Source organism: Microbacterium paraoxydans, assembly GCF_018224615.1.
GTDB lineage: Bacteria > Actinomycetota > Actinomycetes > Actinomycetales > Microbacteriaceae > Microbacterium > Microbacterium paraoxydans_B.
On the sequence record NZ_JAGTUK010000001.1, the window covers coordinates 952,483 to 974,027 of the forward strand.

Sequence of the window (21,545 nt, forward strand, 5' to 3'; positions counted from 1 at the left end):
TACTGGGTCTCAGGGCACCACGTCTCTCTCGGTCCAGCCGGGAGCGCACTCAATCCAGCCGGGAGCGCAGCCGCCGCGTGACCTCCGCGACCGGCATGGCGCGCGGGAACACCGCCACCACCACGTCGTCCGGGGCGTCGGCGGCCGAGTCGTCGGCCACGCCGTAGCGCCGCCGCACATCCGCCAGGGCCGACTGCAGCGTGGAGACCGGCACCTTCTTGCGGCCGCGCAGCAGCTGCCGGAGCACGTGGTTGTGCACCGCGGTCACGAGTGCCGCGAACCCGACCGCGTCGAGCGGGTCGACGCCGGGGAGGGCGCCGCGCAGGTACTCGTCGAACAGGCGCTCGTAGCGGAACACCGTGATGATCTCGCGCTCGCGCAGCACCGGCACCTGGCGCACGATCTGGTAGCGGCGGCGCGCCATCTCCGGGTCGCTGGAGAAGTGCGCGAACACCGACTCCGACGCGGCGCACACCGCCGCCCACGGGTCTTCGTGGCCCTCGGCGAGGAACTCCCTGAGCTGGTCGAGGAGCACCTCGTGGTCGGCGAACACCACGTCCTCCTTGCCGCCGAACTGCCGGAAGAAGGTCGAACGGGAGACGCCGGCGGCCTTCGCGATCTGCTCGACCGAGGTCTGGTCGAAGCCCTGGGTCTGGAAGAGCTCGAGAGCGGCGGCGACGACGGCGTCGCGCGATTCGGGGAAGTCTCGCATGACGAAATCCTAGGTCCTCGCCGGGCGCGCGCCGCGGCCTTCGTCGCCCGGCCGGCGCTCCGGAGCGGTCAGGCCGAGGTAGTAGGCTGGGGGACTGGTCGATGTCTCGACATCGAGACAATCACCAGACCAGACAGCAGCCCAGTGAAGGAACCACAGTGGATCTGTACGAGTACCAGGCACGAGACGTTTTCGAGAAGTACGGAGTGCCGGTCCTCGCCGGCATCGTCGCCGACACCCCCGAGGAGGTGAAGGCGGCCGCCGAGAAGATCGGCGGTGTGGTGGTCGTCAAGGCCCAGGTCAAGACCGGTGGCCGCGGCAAGGCCGGCGGTGTCAAGGTCGCCAAGACCCCCGACGAGGCGTACGAGGCCGCCAAGGCGATCCTCGGCCTCGACATCAAGGGCCACGTGGTCAAGCGCGTCATGGTCGCCCAGGGCGCCCGCATCGCCGAGGAGTTCTACTTCTCCGTGCTGCTCGACCGCGCCAACCGCTCCTACCTGAGCCTCTGCTCGGTCGAGGGCGGCATGGAGATCGAGCAGCTCGCGGTCGAGAAGCCCGAGGCGCTGGCCCGCGTCGAGGTCAACCCGCTCACGGGCATCGACAAGGAGAAGGCGGTCGAGATCGCCCGCGCCGCGAACTTCCCGGAGGACCTCGTCGAGAAGGTCGCCGACGTGTTCGTGAAGCTCTACGACGTCTACAAGGGCGAGGATGCGACGCTGGTCGAGGTCAACCCGCTCGTGCGCACCGAGGACGGCGACATCATCGCGCTCGACGGCAAGGTCACGCTCGACGACAACGCCTCCGAGATCCGCCACCCCGAGCACGAGGCGCTCGAGGACAAGGAAGCCGCCGACCCGCTCGAGGCCAAGGCCAAGCAGAGCGGCCTCAACTACGTGAAGCTCGACGGCGAGGTCGGCATCATCGGCAACGGCGCGGGTCTGGTCATGTCCACGCTCGACGTCGTCGCCTACGCGGGCGAGAACCACAACGGCGTCAAGCCCGCCAACTTCCTCGACATCGGCGGTGGCGCCTCGGCAGAGGTCATGGCCGCGGGCCTCGACGTGATCCTCGGCGACCCGCAGGTCAAGAGCGTGTTCGTGAACGTGTTCGGCGGCATCACGGCGTGCGACGCCGTCGCCAACGGCATCAAGGGCGCGCTGGAGACGCTCGGCTCGACGGCTTCCAAGCCGCTCGTGGTCCGTCTCGACGGCAACCGCGTCGACGAGGGCCGCGCGATCCTCGCCGAGTACGCCCACCCGCTGGTCACCCTGGCCGCCACGATGGACGAGGGCGCCGACAAGGCCGCCGAGCTCGCCAACGCCTGACCCTTCGTCGGGCTCAGGGACCGGAAAAAAGGATTTAGAGAAATGTCGATCTACCTCAACAAGGACTCCAAGGTCATCGTCCAGGGCATCACCGGCGGCGAGGGCACCAAGCACACCGCGCTCATGCTGAAGGCCGGCACGCAGGTCGTCGGCGGCGTGAACGCCCGCAAGGCCGGCACCACGGTCTCGCACACCGACAAGGACGGCAACGCCGTCGAGCTCCCCGTCTTCGGCTCGGTCGCCGAGGCCATGAAGGAGACCGGCGCCGACGTGTCGATCGCCTTCGTGCCCGGCGCCTTCACGAAGGACGCCATGATCGAGGCCATCGACGCCGAGATCCCGCTCCTCGTCGTCATCACCGAGGGCGTGCCGGTCGGCGACTCGGCCGAGGCCTGGGCCTACGCCCAGAGCAAGGGCAACAAGACCCGCATCATCGGCCCGAACTGCCCCGGCATCATCACCCCCGGTGAGGCGCTCGTCGGCATCACGCCCGCGAACATCACCGGCAAGGGCCCGATCGGCCTCGTGTCGAAGTCGGGCACGCTGACCTACCAGATGATGTTCGAGCTGCGCGATCTGGGCTTCTCGACCGCGATCGGCATCGGCGGCGACCCGGTCATCGGCACGACGCACATCGACGCGCTCGCCGCGTTCGAGGCCGACCCCGAGACCAAGGCCATCGTCATGATCGGTGAGATCGGCGGCGACGCGGAGGAGCGCGCGGCCGAGTACATCAAGGCCAACGTCACCAAGCCGGTCGTCGGCTACGTCGCGGGCTTCACGGCTCCCGAGGGCAAGACCATGGGCCACGCCGGCGCCATCGTCTCGGGCTCGGCGGGCACCGCGCAGGCGAAGAAGGAGGCCCTCGAGGCTGCCGGCGTCAAGGTCGGCAAGACGCCGTCCGAGACTGCCGCCCTGATGCGCGAGATCATCGAGGCGCTGTAAGGCGTAGACTCGTACACGAAGGCCCCGGGCTCCACCCCGGGGCCTTCGTCGTGTCCGGGGCCGTCCGCGCGCGACGCGTGGGGGAGCGGCGTCGTCAGTCCGCCGCGCTGGCGGCGCCCAGCACGCGGTCGAGGGCGCGATGCGCGTGGCGTCGTGCGGCCGTGTCTCCCGGGCGAGCGGCGAGCCAGAGCGCGAGCTCGTTCATCGCGCCGGAGAGCGCGGACGTGAGGGGGTCGAGCAGCGTCGGCGCGACTCCGGCCTCGCGCAGCCCGGTCCGCAGCTCTCGCTCCGGGCCTTCGGTGTCCAGGTGGCGCCACTGCTCCCAGCCCAGCACGGCGGGGCCGTCGAGGAGCAGCACGCGCGCGGCGTCCGCGGTCGTGATGGCGTCGAGGAACGCGTGGCTGCCGTCGCGCAGGGCCGTGGACGGCTCGCTGCCGGCGGTGGCGGCGGCGATGGCCTCGGCGACGCGCTGCTGCTGCGCGGCGGCGACCGCGGCGAACAGCTGCGGCTTGGAGACGTAGTGGTGGTAGACGGCGCCGCGCGTCACTCCGGCGGCGCGGGCGATGTCGTCGACGGAGGCGGCGGCGTAGCCGTGGGCCGCGAAGTGCGCGGTCGCGGTGTCGAGGATGCGGCCGGCGGTGGCGGCGGCGTCGGCGGCGGAGGCGCGAGGCATGGGGTTCCTTTACGTGCGATGTGTATGTATCGTAGCTCGAAAGATACAAACACACTGTATGTAAAGGACGGCATGATGCAGATCACCAGCTTCTACCCGGTGCTCATGGTGGACGACGTGGCCGCCGTGGCGCGGTTCTACCGCGAGGAACTCGGCTTCGCGACCACGTTCGAGGCCGACTGGTACGTGAGTCTCCGCGGTGAGGGCGGAGAGCTCGCGATCCTCGACCGCACGCACGAGACCATCCCTGCCGGCTTCCGCGAACCGGTCCGCGGCCTGCTGCTCAACCTGGAGGTCGACGACGCGCGAGCCGAGCACGCCCGACTGGTGGGGGAGCGCGGCCTGACGGAGCGCCTGCCGCTGCGCGACGAGGCCTTCGGTCAGCGGCACTTCATCGTCGAGGCACCCGGCGGGGTGCTGATCGACGTGATCGAGCCGATCGAGCCGTCCGCCGAGTTCGCGGCGGCCTACGCCTGAGCAACCCGGGAACGACGAAGGGGCGGGCGCCGCAGCACCCGCCCCTCCGTGGTCGATTCCGTCGTCAGATGCCGACGCCGAACAGGGCTTCGATCGGTCCTCTGGCGAAGAAGATCAGGAAGCCGGCGCCGACCACCCACAGCAGCGGGCTGATGGTCTTGGCCCGGCCGGAGAACGCGTGGATCAGCACCCAGCTCACGAAGCCGGCGCCGATGCCGTTCGCGATCGAGTACGTCAGCGGCATGACCGAGACCGTGAGGAACACCGGGAGCAGCACGCGGAAGTCGCCGAAGTCGATGTGACGGATCTGCGCCATCATCATCGCTCCGACGATGATCAGGGCGGCCGCCGCGATCTCGGTGGGAACGATCGAGGTGAGCGGCGTCAGGAACATCGCGATCAGGAACACGACGCCGGTCACGACGTTCGCCAGGCCCGTGCGGGCACCCTCGCCGATGCCGGCGCCGGACTCGATGAACACGGTGCTCGACGACGAGGAGGTCGCGCCACCCGCGATCGCGCCGACCCCCTCGACCACCAGGGCCGACTTGATGCGGGGGAAGTCGCCGTTGTCGTCGGCCAGGTTGGCCTCCTTCGCCAGGCCCGTCATGGTGCCCATGGCGTCGAAGAAGTTCGTGAACAGCAGCGTGAACACGATCATCACGAGCGCCACCAGGCTGACCTTGCCCAGGTCGAACGAGAAGTCGACCGCGCCGATCAGGCTCAGGTCGGGCACGCTCACCGGCGAGCCGTTCAGCGAGGGGACCGTCAGGCCCCAGCCGCCCGGGTTGACCACATTGCCCTCGTCGTCGAACCCGCGCGCACCGATGTGCCAGATGGCCTCCACGATCACGGCGAGCACGGTGCCGCCGATCAGGCCGATCAGCATGCCGCCCTTGATGCGCAGCGCGACGAGGATGCCCGTGAGCAGCAGCGTGATCACGAACAGCAGGCTCGGGACGGTCGCGACCGAGCCGTTGACGCCGAGGCCGACCGGCGGGGACGAGGCGCCCGTGGCGGTCACGAAGCCCGAGTTGACGAAACCGATGAAGGCGATGAACAGGCCGATGCCGACCGTGATCGCGATCTTGAGCTGGAACGGCACCGCGTCGAAGATCGCCTTGCGCAGTCCGGTGGCCGCGAGCAGCACGATCACGACGCCGTTGATCATCACGAGCGCCATGGCCTCGGGCCAGGTCACCTGGCCGACCACGGAGAACGCCACGAAGGCGTTGATGCCGAGCCCGGCCGCGAAGCCGAACGGGAGGCGCGTGACGAGCCCGAACAGGATCGTCATGACACCGGCGGTCAGCGCGGTCGCGGCACCGACCGCGTTGAAGTCGAGCATGTTGCCCGCGACGTCGGGCTTGCCGGACAGGATGATCGGGTTGAGGATCACGATGTAGGCCATCGTGACGAACGTCACCAAGCCCCCTCGGATCTCGGTGCCGATCGTCGATCCGCGCTTGCTGATCTCGAAGAAGCGGTCCAGGGCGCCAGTGGGCTCGGCGGTCGCCGGGGCAGGCGGGGCAGTTGTCATCGGGGGAACCTCCGGAGAAACGCTACCGTGTCGCCCGCCCCGCGCGCGCCCCGAGGGGCCGCACGGCAACTCGTCGTAGTCTCGAATCGCTATGCAACGCCTCCTCGTCGCGCTCCTCGCCGCCTTCGATGCCGCCATCGCGGCCGCGGTGGGGCTGGCCGTGCTGCTGGCGCCGCTCACCCTGCTGTGGACCGTGGCCTTCGGCGTCACCGCCGACTGGGGCGCCCTGTGGCCCCTCACCGGCACGCTGTGGGAGTTCGGCCACGGCGTCCCGCTCGAGGTCACCATCCCCGACGACCTGCTCGTCACGCTGGGCATCCCCGCGCAGGCCGCCTCCTTCGCGGTGTCGATCACGCCCCTGCTGCTGCTGATCTTCACGCTGCTGTTCGCCGCGCGCTCGGGCGCTCGCGCCGCGCATGCGGGAGCGTGGTTGCTGGGCGCGCTGTCCGGCTCCGCCGTGTTCGCCGCGATCTCCACGGTGGTCGCGCTCACGGCACGCCTCGACGCGGTGCGCGCGCCGCTGCCCCTCGCGATCCTGCTGCCCGCCGCCGTGTACCTGGTGGGGGCCGTGTGCGGCGCGGTGCGCGTGGCGTGGGAGGACGGCGACGGCGGGCTGCTTGATCGTCTGCACGACCGTCTCGACGCCCGCGAGGACTGGGCGCCCGTACCCGCGGCGATCGTGCGCGGCGCCGCCTTCACCCTGGTCGGTGTGACCGGTGCGGCCGCGCTCGCGGTGGCCCTGTCGGTGCTCACGCGGGGCGGCGACGTGGTCGCGCTGTTCCAGGGAGCGCGGGTCGACGCGCTCGGGGCGACGGTGCTCACGCTCGCGCAGCTGGCGTATCTGCCCACCCTCATCGTGTGGGCGGCCGCGTGGCTCGCCGGTCCCGGTTTCGCGGTCGGTGCCGGCACCGCGGTGTCGCCCGCCGGCACGCAGCTCGGCGTGGTCCCCGGCATCCCCGTGTTCGGCCTGCTGCCGGAGAACACCTCGATGTGGATGCTGATCGTGGTGCTCGTGCCGGTCGCTGCCGGTGCCTTCGCGGGCTGGGCCGTGCGCTCCCGGCTCGTGTGGGAGGGCACGCCGCTCGGGCTGGTGCAGCGGGCGGTCATCGCGGTCGGCATCGCGGCGGTGTCCGCGGGGGTCGCGGGGCTCGCGGCCGAGCTGGCGAACGGGTCGATGGGTCCGGGGCGTCTGGGGGTCGTCGGTCCCGCCGTGCTGCCCTTCGCGCTCGCGCTCGGCGCCGAGGTGCTGGTGGGGGCTGCGATCCTGCTGCTCTCCCCGCGCAACCGCGAGGAGCTCGCAGAGGAGCGTACCGACCGCTGGCTCGCCGAGATGACCGAGGTGGAGCGCCACCAGCCGGGCCCGCCCGTCGAGGCGACCGCGTGGCCGACGCTCGCCGACGACACCGCCCCGCTCGACGACCTGCGCGTACCACCGTTGCCGAACCGCGACAGAGGCGACCGCCAGGACTGACCGTCGCCGCGCGAGGAGACCGCACGGGGCGGTCTTCGCGCGCCGGTAGACTGGGCGCGTGCTCACGGTCGCCGTTCTCATCTCGGGCGCCGGCTCGAACCTTCGCGCCCTCCTCGAGGCCGCTCGTCACCCCGATTTCCCGGCCAGAGTGGTCGTGGTCGGTGCGGATCGCGAAGCCGAGGGCCTGGCGCACGCCGAGGAGTTCGGCATCCCCAGCTTCACGGTCCCGTGGCATGAGCACGAGAGCCGCGAGGCCTGGGGCGAGGAGCTCGGCAGGCAGCTCGCGGTGTGGAGCCCCGACCTGGTCGTGCTGAGCGGCCTCATGCGTCTGCTGCCGGCGTCGCTCGTCGCCGCCTACGCCCCGCGCATCATCAACACGCACCCCGCGTACCTTCCGGAGTTCCCCGGTGCCCACGGCGTGCGCGATGCGCTCGCGGCGGGTGTGCGCGAGACCGGGGCGAGCGTGATCGTGGTCGACGACGGCGTCGACACGGGCCCGATCCTCGCGCAGGAGCGGGTGCCGATCCGTGCCGACGACACCGAGCATTCCCTGCACGAGCGCATCAAGCCCGTCGAGCGCCGCCTGCTCATCGACGTCGTCCGTCGCATCGCGACCGGCGACCTCGTCCTGACGTCCACTCCCTGAACCCCCGCACGCCCCCGCACGAAGGAGCCCTTCATGGCCGGCCCCCGCCACGACCCCACGCTCTACCGCGACCGCGACACCGTGCCGATCCGGCGCGCTCTCGTCTCGGTGAGCGACAAGACCGATCTGCTCGTGCTCGCCGCGGCACTGGCCGACGCGGGGGTGGAGATCGTGTCGACCGGCTCGACCGCTTCGACCATCCGCGACGCCGGCATCGAGGTCACCGATGTCGCCGCGGTCACGGGCGTCGCCGAGATGCTCGACGGGCGCGTGAAGACGCTGCACCCCAAGGTGCACGGCGGGCTGCTGGCCGACCTGCGCCTGGAGGACCACGAGCGCCAGCTCGCCGACCTCGACATCGCCCCGTTCGAGCTCGTGGTGGTGAACCTCTACCCCTTCGTGGAGACGGTGGCTTCGGGTGCCGTCGGCGACGACGTGGTGGAGCAGATCGACATCGGCGGGCCCGCGATGGTCCGCGCCGCGGCGAAGAACCACGCGAACGTCGCGATCGTCGTGTCGCCCGAGTCGTACCCGGCGATCATCGGGGCCGTCGCTGCCGGCGGCACCACGCTGGGCCAGCGTCGTGAGCTCGCCGCCCGCGCCTTCGCGCACACCGCGGCCTACGACACCGCCGTGGCGCAGTGGTTCGCCGAGGGCACGCTCACCGACCCGGGCGACCTGCCGGCGCACCTGACGATCCAGGCCGAGCGCCTGGCCACCCTCCGCTACGGGGAGAACTCGCACCAGCGCGGCGCCATCTACACCCGCGCCGGCGGCCACGGCATCGCCCAGGCCACGCAGCTGCAGGGCAAGGAGATGTCGTACAACAACTACGTCGACGCGGACGCCGCCCTGCGCGCCGCGTACGACATGATCAAGCCCGCGGTCGCGATCATCAAGCACGCCAACCCGTGCGGCATCGCGACGACCGCGCCCAACGCGCTCGACCCGATCGCGAGCGCCCACCTGCGCGCGCACGAGTGCGACCCGGTGTCGGCGTACGGCGGGGTCATCGCCGCCAACGGCACCGTCACGCTCAAGATGGCCGAGAACCTGAAGGACATCTTCACCGAGGTGATCGTCGCTCCGTCGTTCGAGCCGGCGGCGCTGGAGGTGTTCAAGGCGAAGAAGAACCTGCGCCTGCTGCAGCTGCCCGAGGACTGGCAGCAGGAGCGCATGGATGTGCGCCTGGTGTCGGGTGGCCTGCTGCTGCAGGACGCCGACCGCTTCCCGGACGACATCGTGTCGGTCGCGAAGGACTGGGAGCTGGTGTCGGGCGAGCGTCCGAGCGACGAGGAGATGGAGAACCTCATCTTCGCGTGGAAGGCGTGCCGGGCCGTGAAGTCGAACGCGATCGTGCTGGCGAAGGACAATGCCACGGTCGGCGTGGGCATGGGCCAGGTCAACCGCGTCGACTCGTGCCGCCTCGCGGTCGAGCGGGCGGGTGACAGGGCGGCCGGGTCGGTCGCGGCGTCCGACGCCTTCTTCCCGTTCGCCGACGGCGCGCAGGTGCTCATCGACGCGGGCGTCACGGCGATCGTGCAGCCGGGCGGCTCGGTGCGCGACGAGGAGGTCGTGGATGCGGCCCGCAAGGCCGGCGTCACGATGTTCTTCACGGGGGAGCGCCACTTCTTCCACTGAGCGCGCAGCTCGATGTCTGCGAAGACCCCGGCCGGCAGGCGACTGCGGCCGGGGTCTTCTCCGTCACCGGTGCCGTACTGCCGTGTCCGATTTCCGCCAGCCAGGGTCGGTGGGCGGTGGCAGAGTGGAGGGCATGAGCCTCCCCGTGATCGACTTCGACGAGCGGTACCGCGCCATCAGCGCGCGTGACACCCGCTTCGACGGGCAGTTCGTGACCGCGGTCCGCTCGACCGGGATCTACTGCCGGCCGAGCTGCCCCGCTCGCACCCCGAAACCGCAGAACGTCACGTTCTATCCCACGAGCGCGGCGGCGCACGAGGCGGGCTACCGCGCGTGCAAGCGCTGTCTGCCCGAGGCGGCCCCCGGGTCGCCCGCATGGGACGTGCGCGGCGACACGGCGGCGCGTGCCATGCGGCTGATCGCGACCGGGGTCGTGGAGCGCGAGGGCGTTCCCGGGCTCGCCGCCCGTCTCGGCTACTCCAGCAGGCACCTCACGCGACTGCTGACGAGCGAGCTCGGCGCCGGCCCCCTCGCGCTCGCCAGGGCGCACCGGGCGCACACGGCCCGCATGCTCCTGGTCGGCACCGACCTGCCCGTGTCGGATGTGGCGTTCGCCGCCGGGTTCCAGAGCATCCGCCAGTGCAACGACACGATCCGCGAGGTGTTCGGCCTCACGCCCGGCGAGCTGCGCGCGCGCCGCCGCACCCCGGCGTCGGAGGTGCCGGGGGCGATCGACCTGGCGCTGCCGTACCGCGGTCCGTTCGACGCGGCCGGGGTGTTCGCGTGGATGGCGGCACGGGCGGTCGCGGGGGTCGAGGAGGCGGGTCCCGACGCGTTCTCGCGACACCTGCGCATGCCAGGCGGCCCCGCGTGGTTCGAGGTGCGGCAGGACGGGGAGCGGCTGCGGCTGCGGGCCAGGGTCGCCCGGCTGAGCGACCTCGCGCCGCTGGTGTCGACCGCACGGCGGCTGTTCGATCTCGACGCCGACCCTCTCGCGATCGACGAGGCCCTGGCCGCGCATCCGCCGCTCGCACCTCTCGTCGCGCGAACCCCGGGGATCCGGGTGCCCGGCGCCGCCGACCCGCACGAGATGCTCATCCGCGCGATGATCGGGCAGCAGATCACCGTGGTGGCTGCCCGCACCGCGCTCACCGCGCTCACCGAGGCGCTGGGGGAGCGGACGGCCGACGGCCTGCTGTTCCCCACCATGACCGCGATCGCGGAGCACGGCGCGGAGGTGCTGCGGGGCCCGGCGGCGCGTATCCGTGCGATCACGGGGGCCGCGGCAGCGCTCGCCGACGGCAGCCTCACGCTGACCGTCGGCGATGACGGCGCCCAGCAGCGCGCGGCCCTGCTGGCCATGCCCGGCATCGGCCCGTGGACGGCGGACTACGTGCGGATGCGGGTGCTCGGAGACCCCGACATCCTGCTCCCCGGCGACGTCGCACTGCGGGCGGGCGCGGCGGCGGCGGGGCTCCCGGGCGAACCGAGACCCCTGACGGCCTGGGCCGAGCGCACGGCGCCCTGGCGCAGCTACCTCAGCGCGCACCTGTGGCGCGCGGCACCTCAGCGCCCCGCGGGGCCCCGGTCGCGCGCCGCCCGTGCCTCGACCGACGACATCCACACGAAGGAGACGCCATGACCGCCCTGATCCAGACCATCGACACCCCGGACGGCCCGTTCACGATCCTGGCCGACGAGCAGCAGCGCGTCCTGGCCTCGGGCTGGACCGACGACGTGGAGGCGATCCTGGACCGGCTGTCCGCGGCCGCGCGTCCGGAGGAGCTGCGCGAGGCCGAGACCGACGCGGCGGCTGCGGCCCAGGCGTACTACGCGGGCGACGTCACGGCGATCGACCGCGTGGCCGTGGCTCAGACCGGCACGGCGATGCAGCTCGCCGGCTGGGCGGCGCTGCGGGGGATCGAGCCGGGGGCGCCCCTCACCTACACGGGCTTCGCCGCCCGGCTCGGCAACCCGCAGGCTGTCCGCGCGGCGGCGTCGATCTGCGCGCGCAACGCCCCCGCCCTCTTCGTGCCGTGCCACCGTGTGCTGCGCACGGACGGCTCGCTGGGCGGTTTCGCGTGGGGCCTCGGGGTCAAACAGAGCCTTCTCGCCCGGGAGAGCGTCGCGCGCTGACCCGTCCGCATCCGGCCCCGCCCTGCACACAGGGCGGGGCCGCCGCCGTACCGGGAATTTCTCTTGCGCTCAGCTGGTTCACAGGAATAGGCTGATGGGCTGTCGCGCCAACCGGACGACCTCGCCGAGCCCTTGAGGAGGACACCATGACCACGATCGCCAGCGCGCGGATCGCCACTCTCGGCTCGACCCCGGCGCGCTCGCTCTCCTAGAGCCCCCGCCCCCGTTCTGCACCGGATGCCGGGCGCCTCGCGCTCCGTTCCGCATCCGCTCTTCCTCCTCCTCTTTCGCTTTCGACTCCTCTGAGAGACATGTCTTCCTCGTCTTCCGCGCAGAATCCGTCGTCCACCCTGTCCACCCCCGCCGCGCTGTGGCGGCTCAAGCCCTTCGTGAAGCCCGTCATCTGGCGCCTCGTCGGTGGAGCCGCGAGCGCGCTCGCCGCCGCCCTCATCGCGCTGATGATCCCGATCGTGCTCGAGCAGATCATCGGCGGGCCCGTCCGCTCCGGTCACATCGACGCGATCGTCTGGGGCGCGCTCGCCGTGTTCGCGCTCGCGCTCGGTGAGGCGCTCATGGTGTGGCTGCGCCGCCAGTTCGTGCTCTTCCCGGCCACGCAGGTCGAGTACACGATGCGCACGCAGCTCTACGCGCGACTGCAGACGCTGCCCGTCGCCTTCCACGACCGCTGGCAGTCCGGACAGCTGCTGAGCCGCATGATGCAGGACATCGGCCTCATCCGCCGCTGGCTCGCGTTCGGCCTGGTGCTGCTGGTCGTCAACGTGCTGACGATCATCATCGGATCGGTGCTGCTGTTCCGCTGGCACTGGCTGCTGGGCACGATCTTCCTGGTGACCGCGATCCCGCTGTGGATCCGCGGCTACCTGTTCGAGAAGCGCTACGGCGCCCTCACCCGCCGCAGTCAGGACCAGGCGGGCGATCTCGCCACGAGCGTCGAGGAGAGCGTCCACGGCATCCGCGTGCTGAAGGCCTTCGGCCGCGGAAAGCACGCGCTGCGCCGGTTCAGCCGGCAGGCGGAGACGCTGCGCGAGACCGAGATGAGCAAGGCCGGCGCGATCGCGTCGATCTGGTTCTGGCTCGACCTGATGCCGCAGATCGCGTTCGGCCTGAGCCTGATGTCGGGCATCTGGCTGATCTCGCAGGGGGCGATCAACGAGGCGGAGCTCTTCGCGTTCTTCGCGATGGCGGTGGTGCTGCGCTGGCCCATCGAGTCGATCGGCTTCCTGTTCTCGTTCATGCTCGACGCCCGCACGGCCACCGACCGCGTGTTCGAGATCTTCTCCGAGACCAACACGATCACCGACCCGGAGCACCCGGTGCACATCGACGATCCGCGCGGAGAGCTCGCGTTCGAGAACGCGCACTTCCGCTACCAGGACGCCCCCGCGGGAGAGCGCGACCTGCTCGACGGAATCGACCTCGTGCTGCGCCCCGGCGAGACGATGGCGCTGGTCGGGCTCACCGGCAGCGGCAAGACCACGCTGACCACCCTTCCCACGCGTCTGTACGACGTGACGGGAGGCAGGGTGACGCTCGACGGTGTCGACGTTCGTGACCTTCCGCTCGCCGAGCTGCGCCGGCACATCGCGATGGCGTTCGAGGACGCGACGCTGTTCTCCGCGTCCGTGCGGGAGAACGTCCTCCTCGGCCGGGCCGACCTCGACGTGCACAGCGCCGAGGGGGAGCGGGTCCTGCGTGAGGCCCTCGAGGTCGCGCAGGCGTCGTTCGTCGACACGCTGCCGGAGGGGGTCGAGACCGTGATCGGCGAGGAGGGGCTGAGCCTCTCCGGCGGTCAGCGGCAGCGCCTGGCGCTGGCTCGTGCGGTGGCCGCGAAGCCCAAGGTGCTCGTGCTCGACGACCCGCTGTCGGCGCTCGACGTCGATACCGAGGCGCTGGTCGAGGAAGCGCTGCGGCACGTGCTGGCCGACACCACGGCGCTGATCGTGGCGCACCGTCCGTCCACCGTGGCGCTCGCCGACCGGGTGGCGCTGCTCGAGGCGGGGCGGGTGACCGCGGTCGGCACGCACGCCGAACTGCTGCGCATGAGCCGGCACTACCGTCACGTGATCTCGAGCCTGGAGGCGGAGGAGGCGGCGCGCACCGGCGCCATCCCGATCATCCGCGACACCGAGGACGAGATCCGCGAGAGCGTGCGAGACGGCATCCGGGAGGACGCCGCCACCGACGACGACATCATCACCGAGAAGGAGGTGCAGCGATGAGCTCCGCGCTCACCGGCACGCAGGACGAGGACCGCTCCCGCCTGACCCGCGAGGAGAGCAGGGCGATCCGCAAGCGGTCGCTGCGCCTGCTCGGCTCGCTCGTGCGCCCGCTCAAGCCGCAGATCGTGCTGGCCGCGGTCGTGCTCGTGATCTCCACCGCACTGCAGGTGGCCGGTCCGATCCTGATCAGCATCGGTCTCGACCGGGCGCTGCCCGCCGTGCTGAACGAGGCCGACTGGATGCCGACGTTCATGGTCGGCGGGATCTACCTCCTGGCCGGTGCTCTCGCGGCGGCTCTGATCGCCTGGTACGTGATCATCGCCGCGAAGCTCACTCAGGCGGTGCTGCTCGACCTGCGCAAGCGCATCTTCCTGCACACGCAGCGGCTCAGCCTGGAGTTCCACGAGTCGTACACGTCCGGCCGCATCATCTCGCGTCAGACGAGCGACCTCGACTCGATCAAGGAGCTCCTCGACGGCGGCCTCAACGAGCTGGTGTCCGGCGTGCTGTTCGGTCTGTTCACGTTCATCGCGCTGTGCGTGTGGGACTGGCAGTCCGGCCTCATCCTGGCGCTCGGCGGCGTGCCGCTGTTCTTCCTGATGCGCTGGTTCTACTCGCGCTCGCAGCTCGTGTACCGCGAGTCCCGCGTGATCAGCGCGAAGGTGATCGTGCAGTTCGTGGAGACCATGACGGGTATCCGCGCGGTCAAGGCGTTCCGCAAGGAGCCGCGCAACGACGAGGCGTTCCAGCAGGTCGCCGGCGACTACCGCGACGTGAACCGCCGCTCGATGCTGCTGTTCGGCACGTTCGAGCCGGGGCTCATGGGCGTCGCGGCGCTCGTGCTCGGCATCGTCGTGCTGTGGGGCGGCATCCGCGTCTCGACCGGTGCCCTCACGGTCGGTGTGCTGCTGTCGGCCGTGCTGTACGTGCGCAACTTCTTCGCGCCCATGCAGGAGATCGCGATGTTCCTGAACTCCTACCAGTCCGCGACCGCGGCGCTGGAGAAGGTGTCCGGTGTGCTGGAAGAGGTGCCGACGGTGCCCGACCCCGAGAAGCCGGTCGACCTGTGGGAGTCGCGCGGGCACGTCCAGTTCCACGAGGTGACGTTCGGGTACAACGGCGAGAAGACGATCCTGCCGAACTTCTCGCTCGACATCCCGGCCGGTCAGACGATCGCCCTGGTCGGCACGACCGGTGCGGGCAAGTCGACGTTGGCCAAGCTCATCTCGCGCTTCTACGACCCCTCGGAGGGCCGGGTGACCCTCGACGGTGTCGACCTGCGCTCGCTGCACCCGAAGGATCTCCGTCGCGCGATCGTGATGGTCACCCAGGAGGCGTACCTGTTCAGCGGAACCGTCGCCGACAACATCGCCCTGGGCAAGCCCGATGCCTCGCTCGACGAGATCAAGGCCGCGGCTCGGGCGGTGGGCGCCGACGAGTTCATCTCGGCGCTGCCCGACGGCTACAACACCGATGTGAACAAGCGCGGCGGCCGCGTGTCGGCGGGGCAGCGGCAGCTGATCTCGTTCGCGCGCGCCTTCCTCGCCGACCCCGCGGTGCTCATCCTCGACGAGGCCACGGCGTCGCTCGACATCCCGTCGGAGCGGCTGATCCAGGACGCGTTGCAGACGCTGCTCGCCGACCGGACGGCGATCATCATCGCCCACCGGCTGTCGACGGTCGCGATCGCCGACCGGGTGCTCGTGATGGAGCACGGCCGCATCATCGAGGACGACACCCCGGAGGCGCTGATCGGCGGTTCCGGCAAGTTCGCGCAGCTGCACGCCGCGTGGCAGGAGACGCTCGTCTGACGGCACGCCTGCCCGCCGAGGGCCCGGTCTCCACGCGGAGGCCGGGCCCTCGGCGCTCTGCCGCCGTGCGTGCGGGTCGGTAGCATCGAGGTATGGACCCCGTGCTGCTCCTCGCCGAGTGGTGGTGGATCGCGCCGACCGCCGCCGCCGGTGCGACCGCGGGTGCGATCGGGATGCGGCGCCGCAGCACCCGGAGTGGTCGACGGTTGGAGTACGACGCGGCGCGCCACGATCTGCGGATCGCGCAGCAGACGGCGGTGGCGCGACGGACGACGCTGAAGATCGCCCGCGCCGACCTCGCCAGGGTCACGGCGGAGCGGGCCGCGCAGCGGGCCACGGCCGATCAGGTCGCGGGGGCCCGGCGCATGCTGCGGGAGCGCGAGCGCGATGCTCGCGCGGCCGCTGCGGAGGTCCGTGCCCGCCGCGTGCGGGTGAACGCGGCTCGCGCGGCGATTCCCGCGGGCTCCGCCCCGCGCCCGCTGGAGCGGCTCTACGCCGAGCACGATGCCGTGACGGCGCGGTGGATGCGGTACGAGACCGATCCCGCGCTGCAAATCGCGTATCCGGCGATGACCGACGTCAAGCGACCCGAGACCGCCGCGTACCTGCGCGCGGCCGGCACCGCCGTGGAACTGCGCCGTGGCACGACCGGGCGGATCACCGCGGCGGAGTTCGCGGCGTACCGCGACGCCGTCGCGGAGCTGGAGCGCGCCTTCGAAGCGGCGGAGCACGCGGCCCGGGTGCAGGCCGGGGAGGCACCGCCCACTCCGGCGTGGCAGGACGCGGCGCACGACATGGTCAACCGGTCGGTCGAGGCGATCGACCGCGCCGCGGGAGCCGCCGCCTCCGCCCTGGCGGCGTGGACCAACCGGCGCGGGCGTTCCCGCTCGGGCGACGAGGGCTGATCACGCGGGGCCGTCCGCGCTGTTCCGAGGGCGACGGGGTCTCGATGGGGGAGGGGATTCGAGACCCCGCCGCCGGTCTCAGGGCTCGACGCGGATCTCGGCGATGACCTCGCCGTACGCGGTCTCCCCGACCGGGGTGAATCCGACACGGCGGAAGAAGGCCTCCGGCCCGTCCTCGCCGGCCTCGTAGATGACGTTCACGTGGTCGACGCCGCGACGGCGCGCCTCTTCGACGAGGCTCTCGACCGCGAAGCGCCCGACACCGCGACCCTGGTCGTCGGCGTCGACGTTGATGCGCCACAGCACGGAGCGGAAGTGCTCCTCCGGCGCCTCGTCGTCGAAGTTCGCACTCACGAAGCCGACGACCTCGTTGCGGTCGAGGATGACGCGCTGCCACGAGGTCTGCGGGTTGATGACGGTCGCCGCGATGCCGTAGGACACGGGCGCGAGGAACTGCTCCTGTCCGGGCTTGAGCGACAGGTTGTTCACGGCGACGATCGTCGCAGCGGAGAGTTCGACCATGCGCAGTTCGGACATGACCCCAGGCTAGCCCCTCCCAGCGGAGTCGACACGCCCCGGCGGAACATTTTCACGCCGGGAGGTGCGGGCGGCGACCGGAGCCCGGCCGGAGAGCACCCCGACCGGGCGCCGAGCCCGCTCAGGGTATCTTGGTATCGAGACAAATCGCCCCGTGAACGGAGAACCTCCCGGTGACCGAAGACGCCATCATCTATACGTACACCGACGAGGCACCGGCACTGGCCACCGCCTCGTTCCTGCCCATCATCCAGGCCTACACGGGCCAGGCGGGCATCGAGTTCGAGACGCGGGACATCTCCCTGGCCGGCCGCATCCTCGCCGCGTTCCCGCAGAAGCTCACGCCGGAGCAGCAAGTCGGCGACGCCCTGGCGGAGCTGGGTGGCCTGGCCACTCTGCCCGAGGCCAACATCATCAAGCTGCCGAACATCTCGGCCTCGATCCCGCAGCTCAAGGCAGCGATCGCCGAACTGCAGCAGCAGGGCTACGACATCCCCGACTTCCCCGACGAGCCCGCATCGCTGGAGGAGAAGGACATCCGCGCGCGGTACGACCGCATCAAGGGCTCCGCCGTGAACCCGGTGCTGCGCGAGGGCAACAGCGACCGCCGTGCGCCGCTGGCCGTGAAGAACTACGCCAAGAAGCACCCGCACCGCAACAAGCCGTTCGCCGAGGGATCGAAGACGCGGGTGGCCACCCTCGGCCACGACGACTTCAAGCACAACGAGCGCTCCTGGGTCGCCGCCCACGACGACGTGCTGTCCTTCCGTCACACGGCGAAGGACGGTACCGTCACGGTGCTCAAGGAGGGCCTGAAGGTCCTGCCGCGCGAGATCATCGACGCCACGTTCCTGTCGGCGAAGGAGCTCGACGCCTTCCTCGCCGAGACGCTGCAGGCCGCCAAGTCCGATGACGTGCTCTACTCCGTGCACCTCAAGGCCACGATGATGAAGGTCAGCGACCCGATCATCTTCGGTCACGTCGTGAAGGCGTTCTTCAAGGACGTGTTCGACCAGTACGGCACCCAGCTGGCGGAGGCGGGCCTCAGTGCGAACGACGGTCTCGGCTCGATCCTCGCGGGTCTTGCGAACGTGACGGGGGGCGACGAGATCGCTGCCGCCTTCGACCAGGCGATCGCCGAGGGCCCGCGCCTGTCGTACGTGAACTCCGACAAGGGCATCACGAACCTGCACGTGCCGAGCGATGTGATCGTCGACGCGTCCATGCCGGCGCTCGTCCGCAACGGCGGCAAGCTGTGGGGCAAGGACGGCGAGGAGGCCGACACGCTCGCGGTCATCCCCGACTCGTCCTACGCCAGCGTCTACCAGGCCGTGATCGACGACGTGATCGCGAACGGTCCCCTCGACCCGGCCACGATCGGCACCGTCCCGAACGTCGGTCTCATGGCACAGGCGGCCGAGGAGTACGGCAGCCACGACAAGACCTTCGAGATCGCCGAGGACGGCATCGTCCAGGTGCTCGACAGCGAGGGCACCGTGCTCATCGAGCACGAGGTCGGCAAGGGTGACATCTGGCGCGCGACCCAGACCAAGCACATCCCCGTCATGGACTGGGTGAAGCTCGCGGTCTCCCGTGCCCGTGCCACCGGTGCTCCCGCCGTGTTCTGGCTCGACGCCAACCGGTCGCACGACGCCCAGATCATCGCCAAGGTGCACCAGGGTCTGGCGACCCTCGACACCAAGGGCCTCACGATCACGATCCTCGCGCCGGAAGAGGCCACGCGGTACACGCTCGCCCGCATGCGCCACGGCCTCGACACGATCTCGGTGACGGGCAACGTGCTGCGCGACTACCTCACCGACCTGTTCCCGATCCTCGAGGTGGGCACGAGCGCCAAGATGCTCTCGATCGTTCCGCTGCTCGCGGGTGGCGGACTGTTCGAGACGGGTGCCGGTGGCTCCGCGCCGAAGCACGTGCAGCAGCTGGTGGAGGAGAACTACCTGCGCTGGGACTCGCTCGGTGAGTTCTTCGCCCTCGCCGCCTCGCTCGAGCACTTCGCGGACCGGACGGGCAACGAGAAGGCCCGCGTGCTCGCGGAGACGCTCGACGCCGCCACGGGCACGTTCCTGGAGGAGGACCGCTCGCCGGGCCGCGCGCTGGGCACGATCGACAACCGCGGCAGCCACTTCTACCTCGGCCTGTACTGGGCGCAGGAGTTGGCGAAGCAGACCAAGGACCCGGAGCTCGCGGCGGCCTTCGCGCCGATCGCCGAGAAGCTCACCGCGAACGAGGAGACCATCGTCTCCGAGCTCAACGCGGTGCAGGGCAAGCCGGTCGAGATCGGCGGCTACTACCGTCCGGACGAGAAGCTCGTGGCGGCGGTCATGCGCCCCTCGGCGACGCTCAACGAGATCGTCGACGCGCTGCGCTGAGACACGACGAAGGGGCGGATGCTGCAGCATCCGCCCCTTCTTCGTGCGCCGGACCCGCGGCGGCTGGTGACGAGGTCAGTTGTGGACGGAGACCTCGAGGCCAACGGGAGACCAGTCGTAGACGTACTTGGCGAGGTCGATCGGCAGGTTCACGCAGCCGTGGCTCATGCGGTTGCCGAAGTTGTTGTGCCAGTAGGTGCCGTGGAAGCCGATGTTGGTCGTGAACCACGTGATCCACGGCACGTTCTCGGTGCAGTACGGCGCACCCGGGTAGCAGCCCATGTCCTGCATGCGGGTGTGGGCGAAGACCTTGAAGTTGCCGGTCGGGGTCGGCGTACCGGGAAGCCCGGTCGAGACGGCCCACGACTTCACGACCGCGTTGTTCTCGTACAGGGTCGCGCGCTGCGAGCTCAGGTCGATGTCGATGCGACGGAAGAGGTTGACGGTCTCGAACGGCGTCTCCGTGACGGTCAGCGCGAAGACGCCGTCGCCGGCGGCGAGCTGGGTGGCGAACTGCTCCGCGATCTGCGAGGTGTCGCCCAGGGCGCGTCCGGTGACGCCTTCCTGCTCGGCGCGCAGCACGGTGCCCGCGGAGTCGACGATGTGGGTGGCGTTGACGGGCGCGCGGTCGACCGCGGCGGGCAGTGCGTCCACCGTGGCCTGGATCGCCTGCGGGTCGGCCTCGATGCGCAGCTGGCCGTCGTCGTCGACCACGGTCAGCCAGGAGGCCGCGGTGGCGGGGTCGATCGGGACCGTGCGCTCCTCGCCGACGTAGAAGCCGACCGTGGCGAGCATGGTGTTCAGCTCGGTGGCGGTGGCCGTCGCGTCGGCGTCGCTCACGGCGGGCAGGGCCTCGGCGGGTCCGCCGGGATACTCGAACGACGTGCGACCGTCGCCGACAGCGTCGATGAACGCCGTGCCGAGGTCGCCCAGGTCGATGCCGGTGCCGGCCTCCGACGGGGTGATCACGTACGCCCCGGTCGCGGCGTCGAACACGACGCCCGCGTCCACCGGGTCGACGAAGCTCGCGGGCACGGCGTCGCGCAGGGCGGCCGTGGCCTTCGTGGGGTCGAGCGTGATGTCGGCCGGGACGGGGTCCCCCATCCACGAGCCGAGGTTCCACATGGGGTGGGCGGCGAAGGCGGCGTCGGCCAGGGCGGTGGCGTCGGCGGTGGCACCCAGGTCGGCGCCCGTGAGCACGGTGCCCTCACCCTCACCCGTCAGCGTGACCTCCGTCTGCGCCAGGTGCGTGCTGATCGCGTCGGCTGCGGCTCCCGGCGTCATCCAGCCCACAGGGATTCCGGCGACCGTGGTGCCGGGGGCGATGAGGATCGCGGAGGCAGCGCCGGCCCCGAGCACGACCACTCCGACGCCGAGACCGATCCATAGACCGAGACGGCGCTTCTTGGGGGACGGCTCGATCGGCGCCCAGGCCAAGGGCTGCTCGCCCGTGTGCGGCGGAACCGTCTCGGTCGGAGCCTCGGCCGGAGTGAGCACGCTCGTGGGTGCGCCGTCGTCGGCATGACCCCCCGTTGCAGCGCCCGGTACGGAAATCACATCGGTCACGAACTACACCCCCCGCGGTTCTGACGTGTCCAGTCTCTCAATGGTACGGGATGGCAGGTAACGGGGAGGCAACGGTCTGCTACCCTTCCTCCCCGTCACCCGGACACGTCCGGAGGCGAGATCAGTCGACGACGGCGAGACCGTCGATCTCGACCAGCATCTCCTCGCGGGGCAGGCCGGTGAAGACCGTGGTGCGCGACGGCAGGACGCCGCTGGTGGTGTGGGCTTCCACGAAGGCGCCGTAGGCCTCGTTCATGATCGGGAAGTCCTCGCGCTTGGTGAGGTAGACGCGGAGCATCACGACGTCGTCGAACGTGGCGCCGGAGGCCTCCACGATCGCCTTGACGTTCTCCAGCGTGCGCGTGGTCTGCGCGGCGACGTCGCCGGGGTAGAGGTACTCGTTGGTGGCGGGGTCGACCGGGCCCTGGCCGGAGACCTGCACGATCGGTCCCTTGCGCACACCCTGGGAGAAGGTGTGGGCGGGGGCGGGGGCGGCGTCGGTCGAAACTCGTGTCTTCGCGGTCATG

Annotated in this window: 18 protein-coding genes; 12 read left to right on the plus strand and 6 right to left on the minus strand. The window is 70.8% G+C overall.

The genetic code is table 11. From position 1 onward, the window contains the following. Positions 1-49 precede the first annotated feature (49 nt). Entirely contained in the window at positions 50-712 is a 663-nt protein-coding gene (locus KE274_RS04530) for a TetR/AcrR family transcriptional regulator (RefSeq protein WP_211541448.1), read from the minus strand. Between the two features lie 158 nt (positions 713-870). Here KE274_RS04530 and sucC point away from each other — a divergent pair, with 158 nt between their 5' ends. After that, on the plus strand, positions 871-2,037 hold the full coding sequence (sucC, locus tag KE274_RS04535; protein WP_211541449.1) for an ADP-forming succinate--CoA ligase subunit beta: 1,167 nt from the start codon (positions 871-873) through the stop codon (positions 2,035-2,037). Positions 2,038-2,079: 42 nt separating this feature from the next. Continuing rightward, a complete protein-coding gene (gene sucD / locus KE274_RS04540) occupies positions 2,080-2,982 on the plus strand; it encodes a succinate--CoA ligase subunit alpha (RefSeq protein WP_136036215.1) in 903 nt (300 codons plus the stop codon). A gap of 94 nt (positions 2,983-3,076) precedes the next feature. Here sucD and KE274_RS04545 read toward each other — a convergent pair whose 3' ends face one another. Then, the gene (locus KE274_RS04545) at positions 3,077-3,655 is read right to left on the minus strand and encodes a TetR/AcrR family transcriptional regulator (protein WP_211541450.1); all 579 of its coding nucleotides are present in this window, start codon (positions 3,653-3,655) and stop codon (positions 3,077-3,079) included. Positions 3,656-3,727: 72 nt separating this feature from the next. Between KE274_RS04545 and KE274_RS04550 the strand changes: the two genes are divergently transcribed. Then, positions 3,728-4,132, plus strand: coding sequence for a VOC family protein (locus KE274_RS04550; protein WP_307872147.1), 405 nt, complete (start codon positions 3,728-3,730; stop codon positions 4,130-4,132). Between the two features lie 64 nt (positions 4,133-4,196). Here KE274_RS04550 and KE274_RS04555 read toward each other — a convergent pair whose 3' ends face one another. Further along, positions 4,197-5,672, minus strand: coding sequence for an NCS2 family permease (locus KE274_RS04555; protein ID WP_211541451.1), 1,476 nt, complete (start codon positions 5,670-5,672; stop codon positions 4,197-4,199). A gap of 91 nt (positions 5,673-5,763) precedes the next feature. On the opposite strand from KE274_RS04555, the gene KE274_RS04560 reads away from it, so the two are divergent. The 8 genes from KE274_RS04560 (at position 5,764) to KE274_RS04595 (ending at position 16,522) form a co-directional block, all read left to right on the plus strand. Continuing rightward, the gene (locus KE274_RS04560; protein WP_211541452.1) at positions 5,764-7,143 is read left to right on the plus strand and encodes a cell division protein PerM; all 1,380 of its coding nucleotides are present in this window, start codon (positions 5,764-5,766) and stop codon (positions 7,141-7,143) included. A 58-nt stretch (positions 7,144-7,201) separates the two neighbouring features. Beyond that, entirely contained in the window at positions 7,202-7,789 is a 588-nt protein-coding gene (purN, locus tag KE274_RS04565; RefSeq protein ID WP_211541453.1) for a phosphoribosylglycinamide formyltransferase, read from the plus strand. Between the two features lie 33 nt (positions 7,790-7,822). Then, entirely contained in the window at positions 7,823-9,430 is a 1,608-nt protein-coding gene (gene purH, locus KE274_RS04570) for a bifunctional phosphoribosylaminoimidazolecarboxamide formyltransferase/IMP cyclohydrolase (RefSeq protein ID WP_211541454.1), read from the plus strand. Positions 9,431-9,563: 133 nt separating this feature from the next. Continuing rightward, a complete protein-coding gene (locus tag KE274_RS04575; RefSeq protein WP_211541455.1) occupies positions 9,564-11,072 on the plus strand; it encodes a DNA-3-methyladenine glycosylase 2 family protein in 1,509 nt (502 codons plus the stop codon). Beyond that, complete coding sequence (locus tag KE274_RS04580; RefSeq protein ID WP_211541456.1) at positions 11,069-11,566, plus strand: methylated-DNA--[protein]-cysteine S-methyltransferase; 498 nt, start codon at positions 11,069-11,071, stop codon at positions 11,564-11,566. The genes KE274_RS04575 and KE274_RS04580 overlap by 4 nt, the downstream gene beginning before the upstream one ends. A gap of 311 nt (positions 11,567-11,877) precedes the next feature. Further along, on the plus strand, positions 11,878-13,806 hold the full coding sequence (locus KE274_RS04585) for an ABC transporter ATP-binding protein (RefSeq protein WP_211541457.1): 1,929 nt from the start codon (positions 11,878-11,880) through the stop codon (positions 13,804-13,806). Then, entirely contained in the window at positions 13,803-15,617 is a 1,815-nt protein-coding gene (locus tag KE274_RS04590; RefSeq protein WP_211541458.1) for an ABC transporter ATP-binding protein, read from the plus strand. The genes KE274_RS04585 and KE274_RS04590 overlap by 4 nt, the downstream gene beginning before the upstream one ends. A gap of 92 nt (positions 15,618-15,709) precedes the next feature. Continuing rightward, on the plus strand, positions 15,710-16,522 hold the full coding sequence (locus tag KE274_RS04595; RefSeq protein WP_211541459.1) for a hypothetical protein: 813 nt from the start codon (positions 15,710-15,712) through the stop codon (positions 16,520-16,522). Positions 16,523-16,600: 78 nt separating this feature from the next. On the opposite strand, the gene KE274_RS04600 is transcribed toward KE274_RS04595, so the two are convergent. Continuing rightward, complete coding sequence (locus KE274_RS04600; protein ID WP_211541460.1) at positions 16,601-17,059, minus strand: GNAT family N-acetyltransferase; 459 nt, start codon at positions 17,057-17,059, stop codon at positions 16,601-16,603. A gap of 173 nt (positions 17,060-17,232) precedes the next feature. Here KE274_RS04600 and KE274_RS04605 point away from each other — a divergent pair, with 173 nt between their 5' ends. Beyond that, positions 17,233-19,452 (plus strand): NADP-dependent isocitrate dehydrogenase, encoded by a 2,220-nt coding sequence (locus KE274_RS04605; protein WP_211541461.1) that lies wholly within the window; start codon positions 17,233-17,235, stop codon positions 19,450-19,452. Between the two features lie 75 nt (positions 19,453-19,527). Here the strand turns inward: KE274_RS04605 and KE274_RS16765 are convergent, their stop codons facing one another. Both KE274_RS16765 and KE274_RS04615 read right to left on the minus strand, forming a co-directional pair. Then, a complete protein-coding gene (locus tag KE274_RS16765; RefSeq protein ID WP_307872148.1) occupies positions 19,528-21,018 on the minus strand; it encodes a L,D-transpeptidase in 1,491 nt (496 codons plus the stop codon). 121 nt (positions 21,019-21,139) lie between these two features. After that, positions 21,140-21,544, minus strand: a complete 405-nt coding sequence (locus KE274_RS04615) for a RidA family protein (protein ID WP_211541462.1) — start codon at positions 21,542-21,544, stop codon at positions 21,140-21,142. Position 21,545: the final 1 nt, after the last annotated feature.

Coding starts and splice junctions, on each gene's coding strand:
- KE274_RS04530 (WP_211541448.1), bottom strand. CDS start 712: ATGCGAGACTTCCCCGAATCGCGCGACGCCGTCGTCGCCGCCGCTCTC.
- sucD (WP_136036215.1), top strand. CDS start 2,080: ATGTCGATCTACCTCAACAAGGACTCCAAGGTCATCGTCCAGGGCATC.
- KE274_RS04545 (WP_211541450.1), bottom strand. CDS start 3,655: ATGCCTCGCGCCTCCGCCGCCGACGCCGCCGCCACCGCCGGCCGCATC.
- KE274_RS04550 (WP_307872147.1), top strand. CDS start 3,728: ATGATGCAGATCACCAGCTTCTACCCGGTGCTCATGGTGGACGACGTG.
- KE274_RS04555 (WP_211541451.1), bottom strand. CDS start 5,672: ATGACAACTGCCCCGCCTGCCCCGGCGACCGCCGAGCCCACTGGCGCC.
- KE274_RS04560 (WP_211541452.1), top strand. CDS start 5,764: ATGCAACGCCTCCTCGTCGCGCTCCTCGCCGCCTTCGATGCCGCCATC.
- purH (WP_211541454.1), top strand. CDS start 7,823: ATGGCCGGCCCCCGCCACGACCCCACGCTCTACCGCGACCGCGACACC.
- KE274_RS04575 (WP_211541455.1), top strand. CDS start 9,564: ATGAGCCTCCCCGTGATCGACTTCGACGAGCGGTACCGCGCCATCAGC.
- KE274_RS04580 (WP_211541456.1), top strand. CDS start 11,069: ATGACCGCCCTGATCCAGACCATCGACACCCCGGACGGCCCGTTCACG.
- KE274_RS04585 (WP_211541457.1), top strand. CDS start 11,878: ATGTCTTCCTCGTCTTCCGCGCAGAATCCGTCGTCCACCCTGTCCACC.
- KE274_RS04590 (WP_211541458.1), top strand. CDS start 13,803: ATGAGCTCCGCGCTCACCGGCACGCAGGACGAGGACCGCTCCCGCCTG.
- KE274_RS04595 (WP_211541459.1), top strand. CDS start 15,710: ATGGACCCCGTGCTGCTCCTCGCCGAGTGGTGGTGGATCGCGCCGACC.
- KE274_RS04600 (WP_211541460.1), bottom strand. CDS start 17,059: ATGTCCGAACTGCGCATGGTCGAACTCTCCGCTGCGACGATCGTCGCC.
- KE274_RS04615 (WP_211541462.1), bottom strand. CDS start 21,544: ATGACCGCGAAGACACGAGTTTCGACCGACGCCGCCCCCGCCCCCGCC.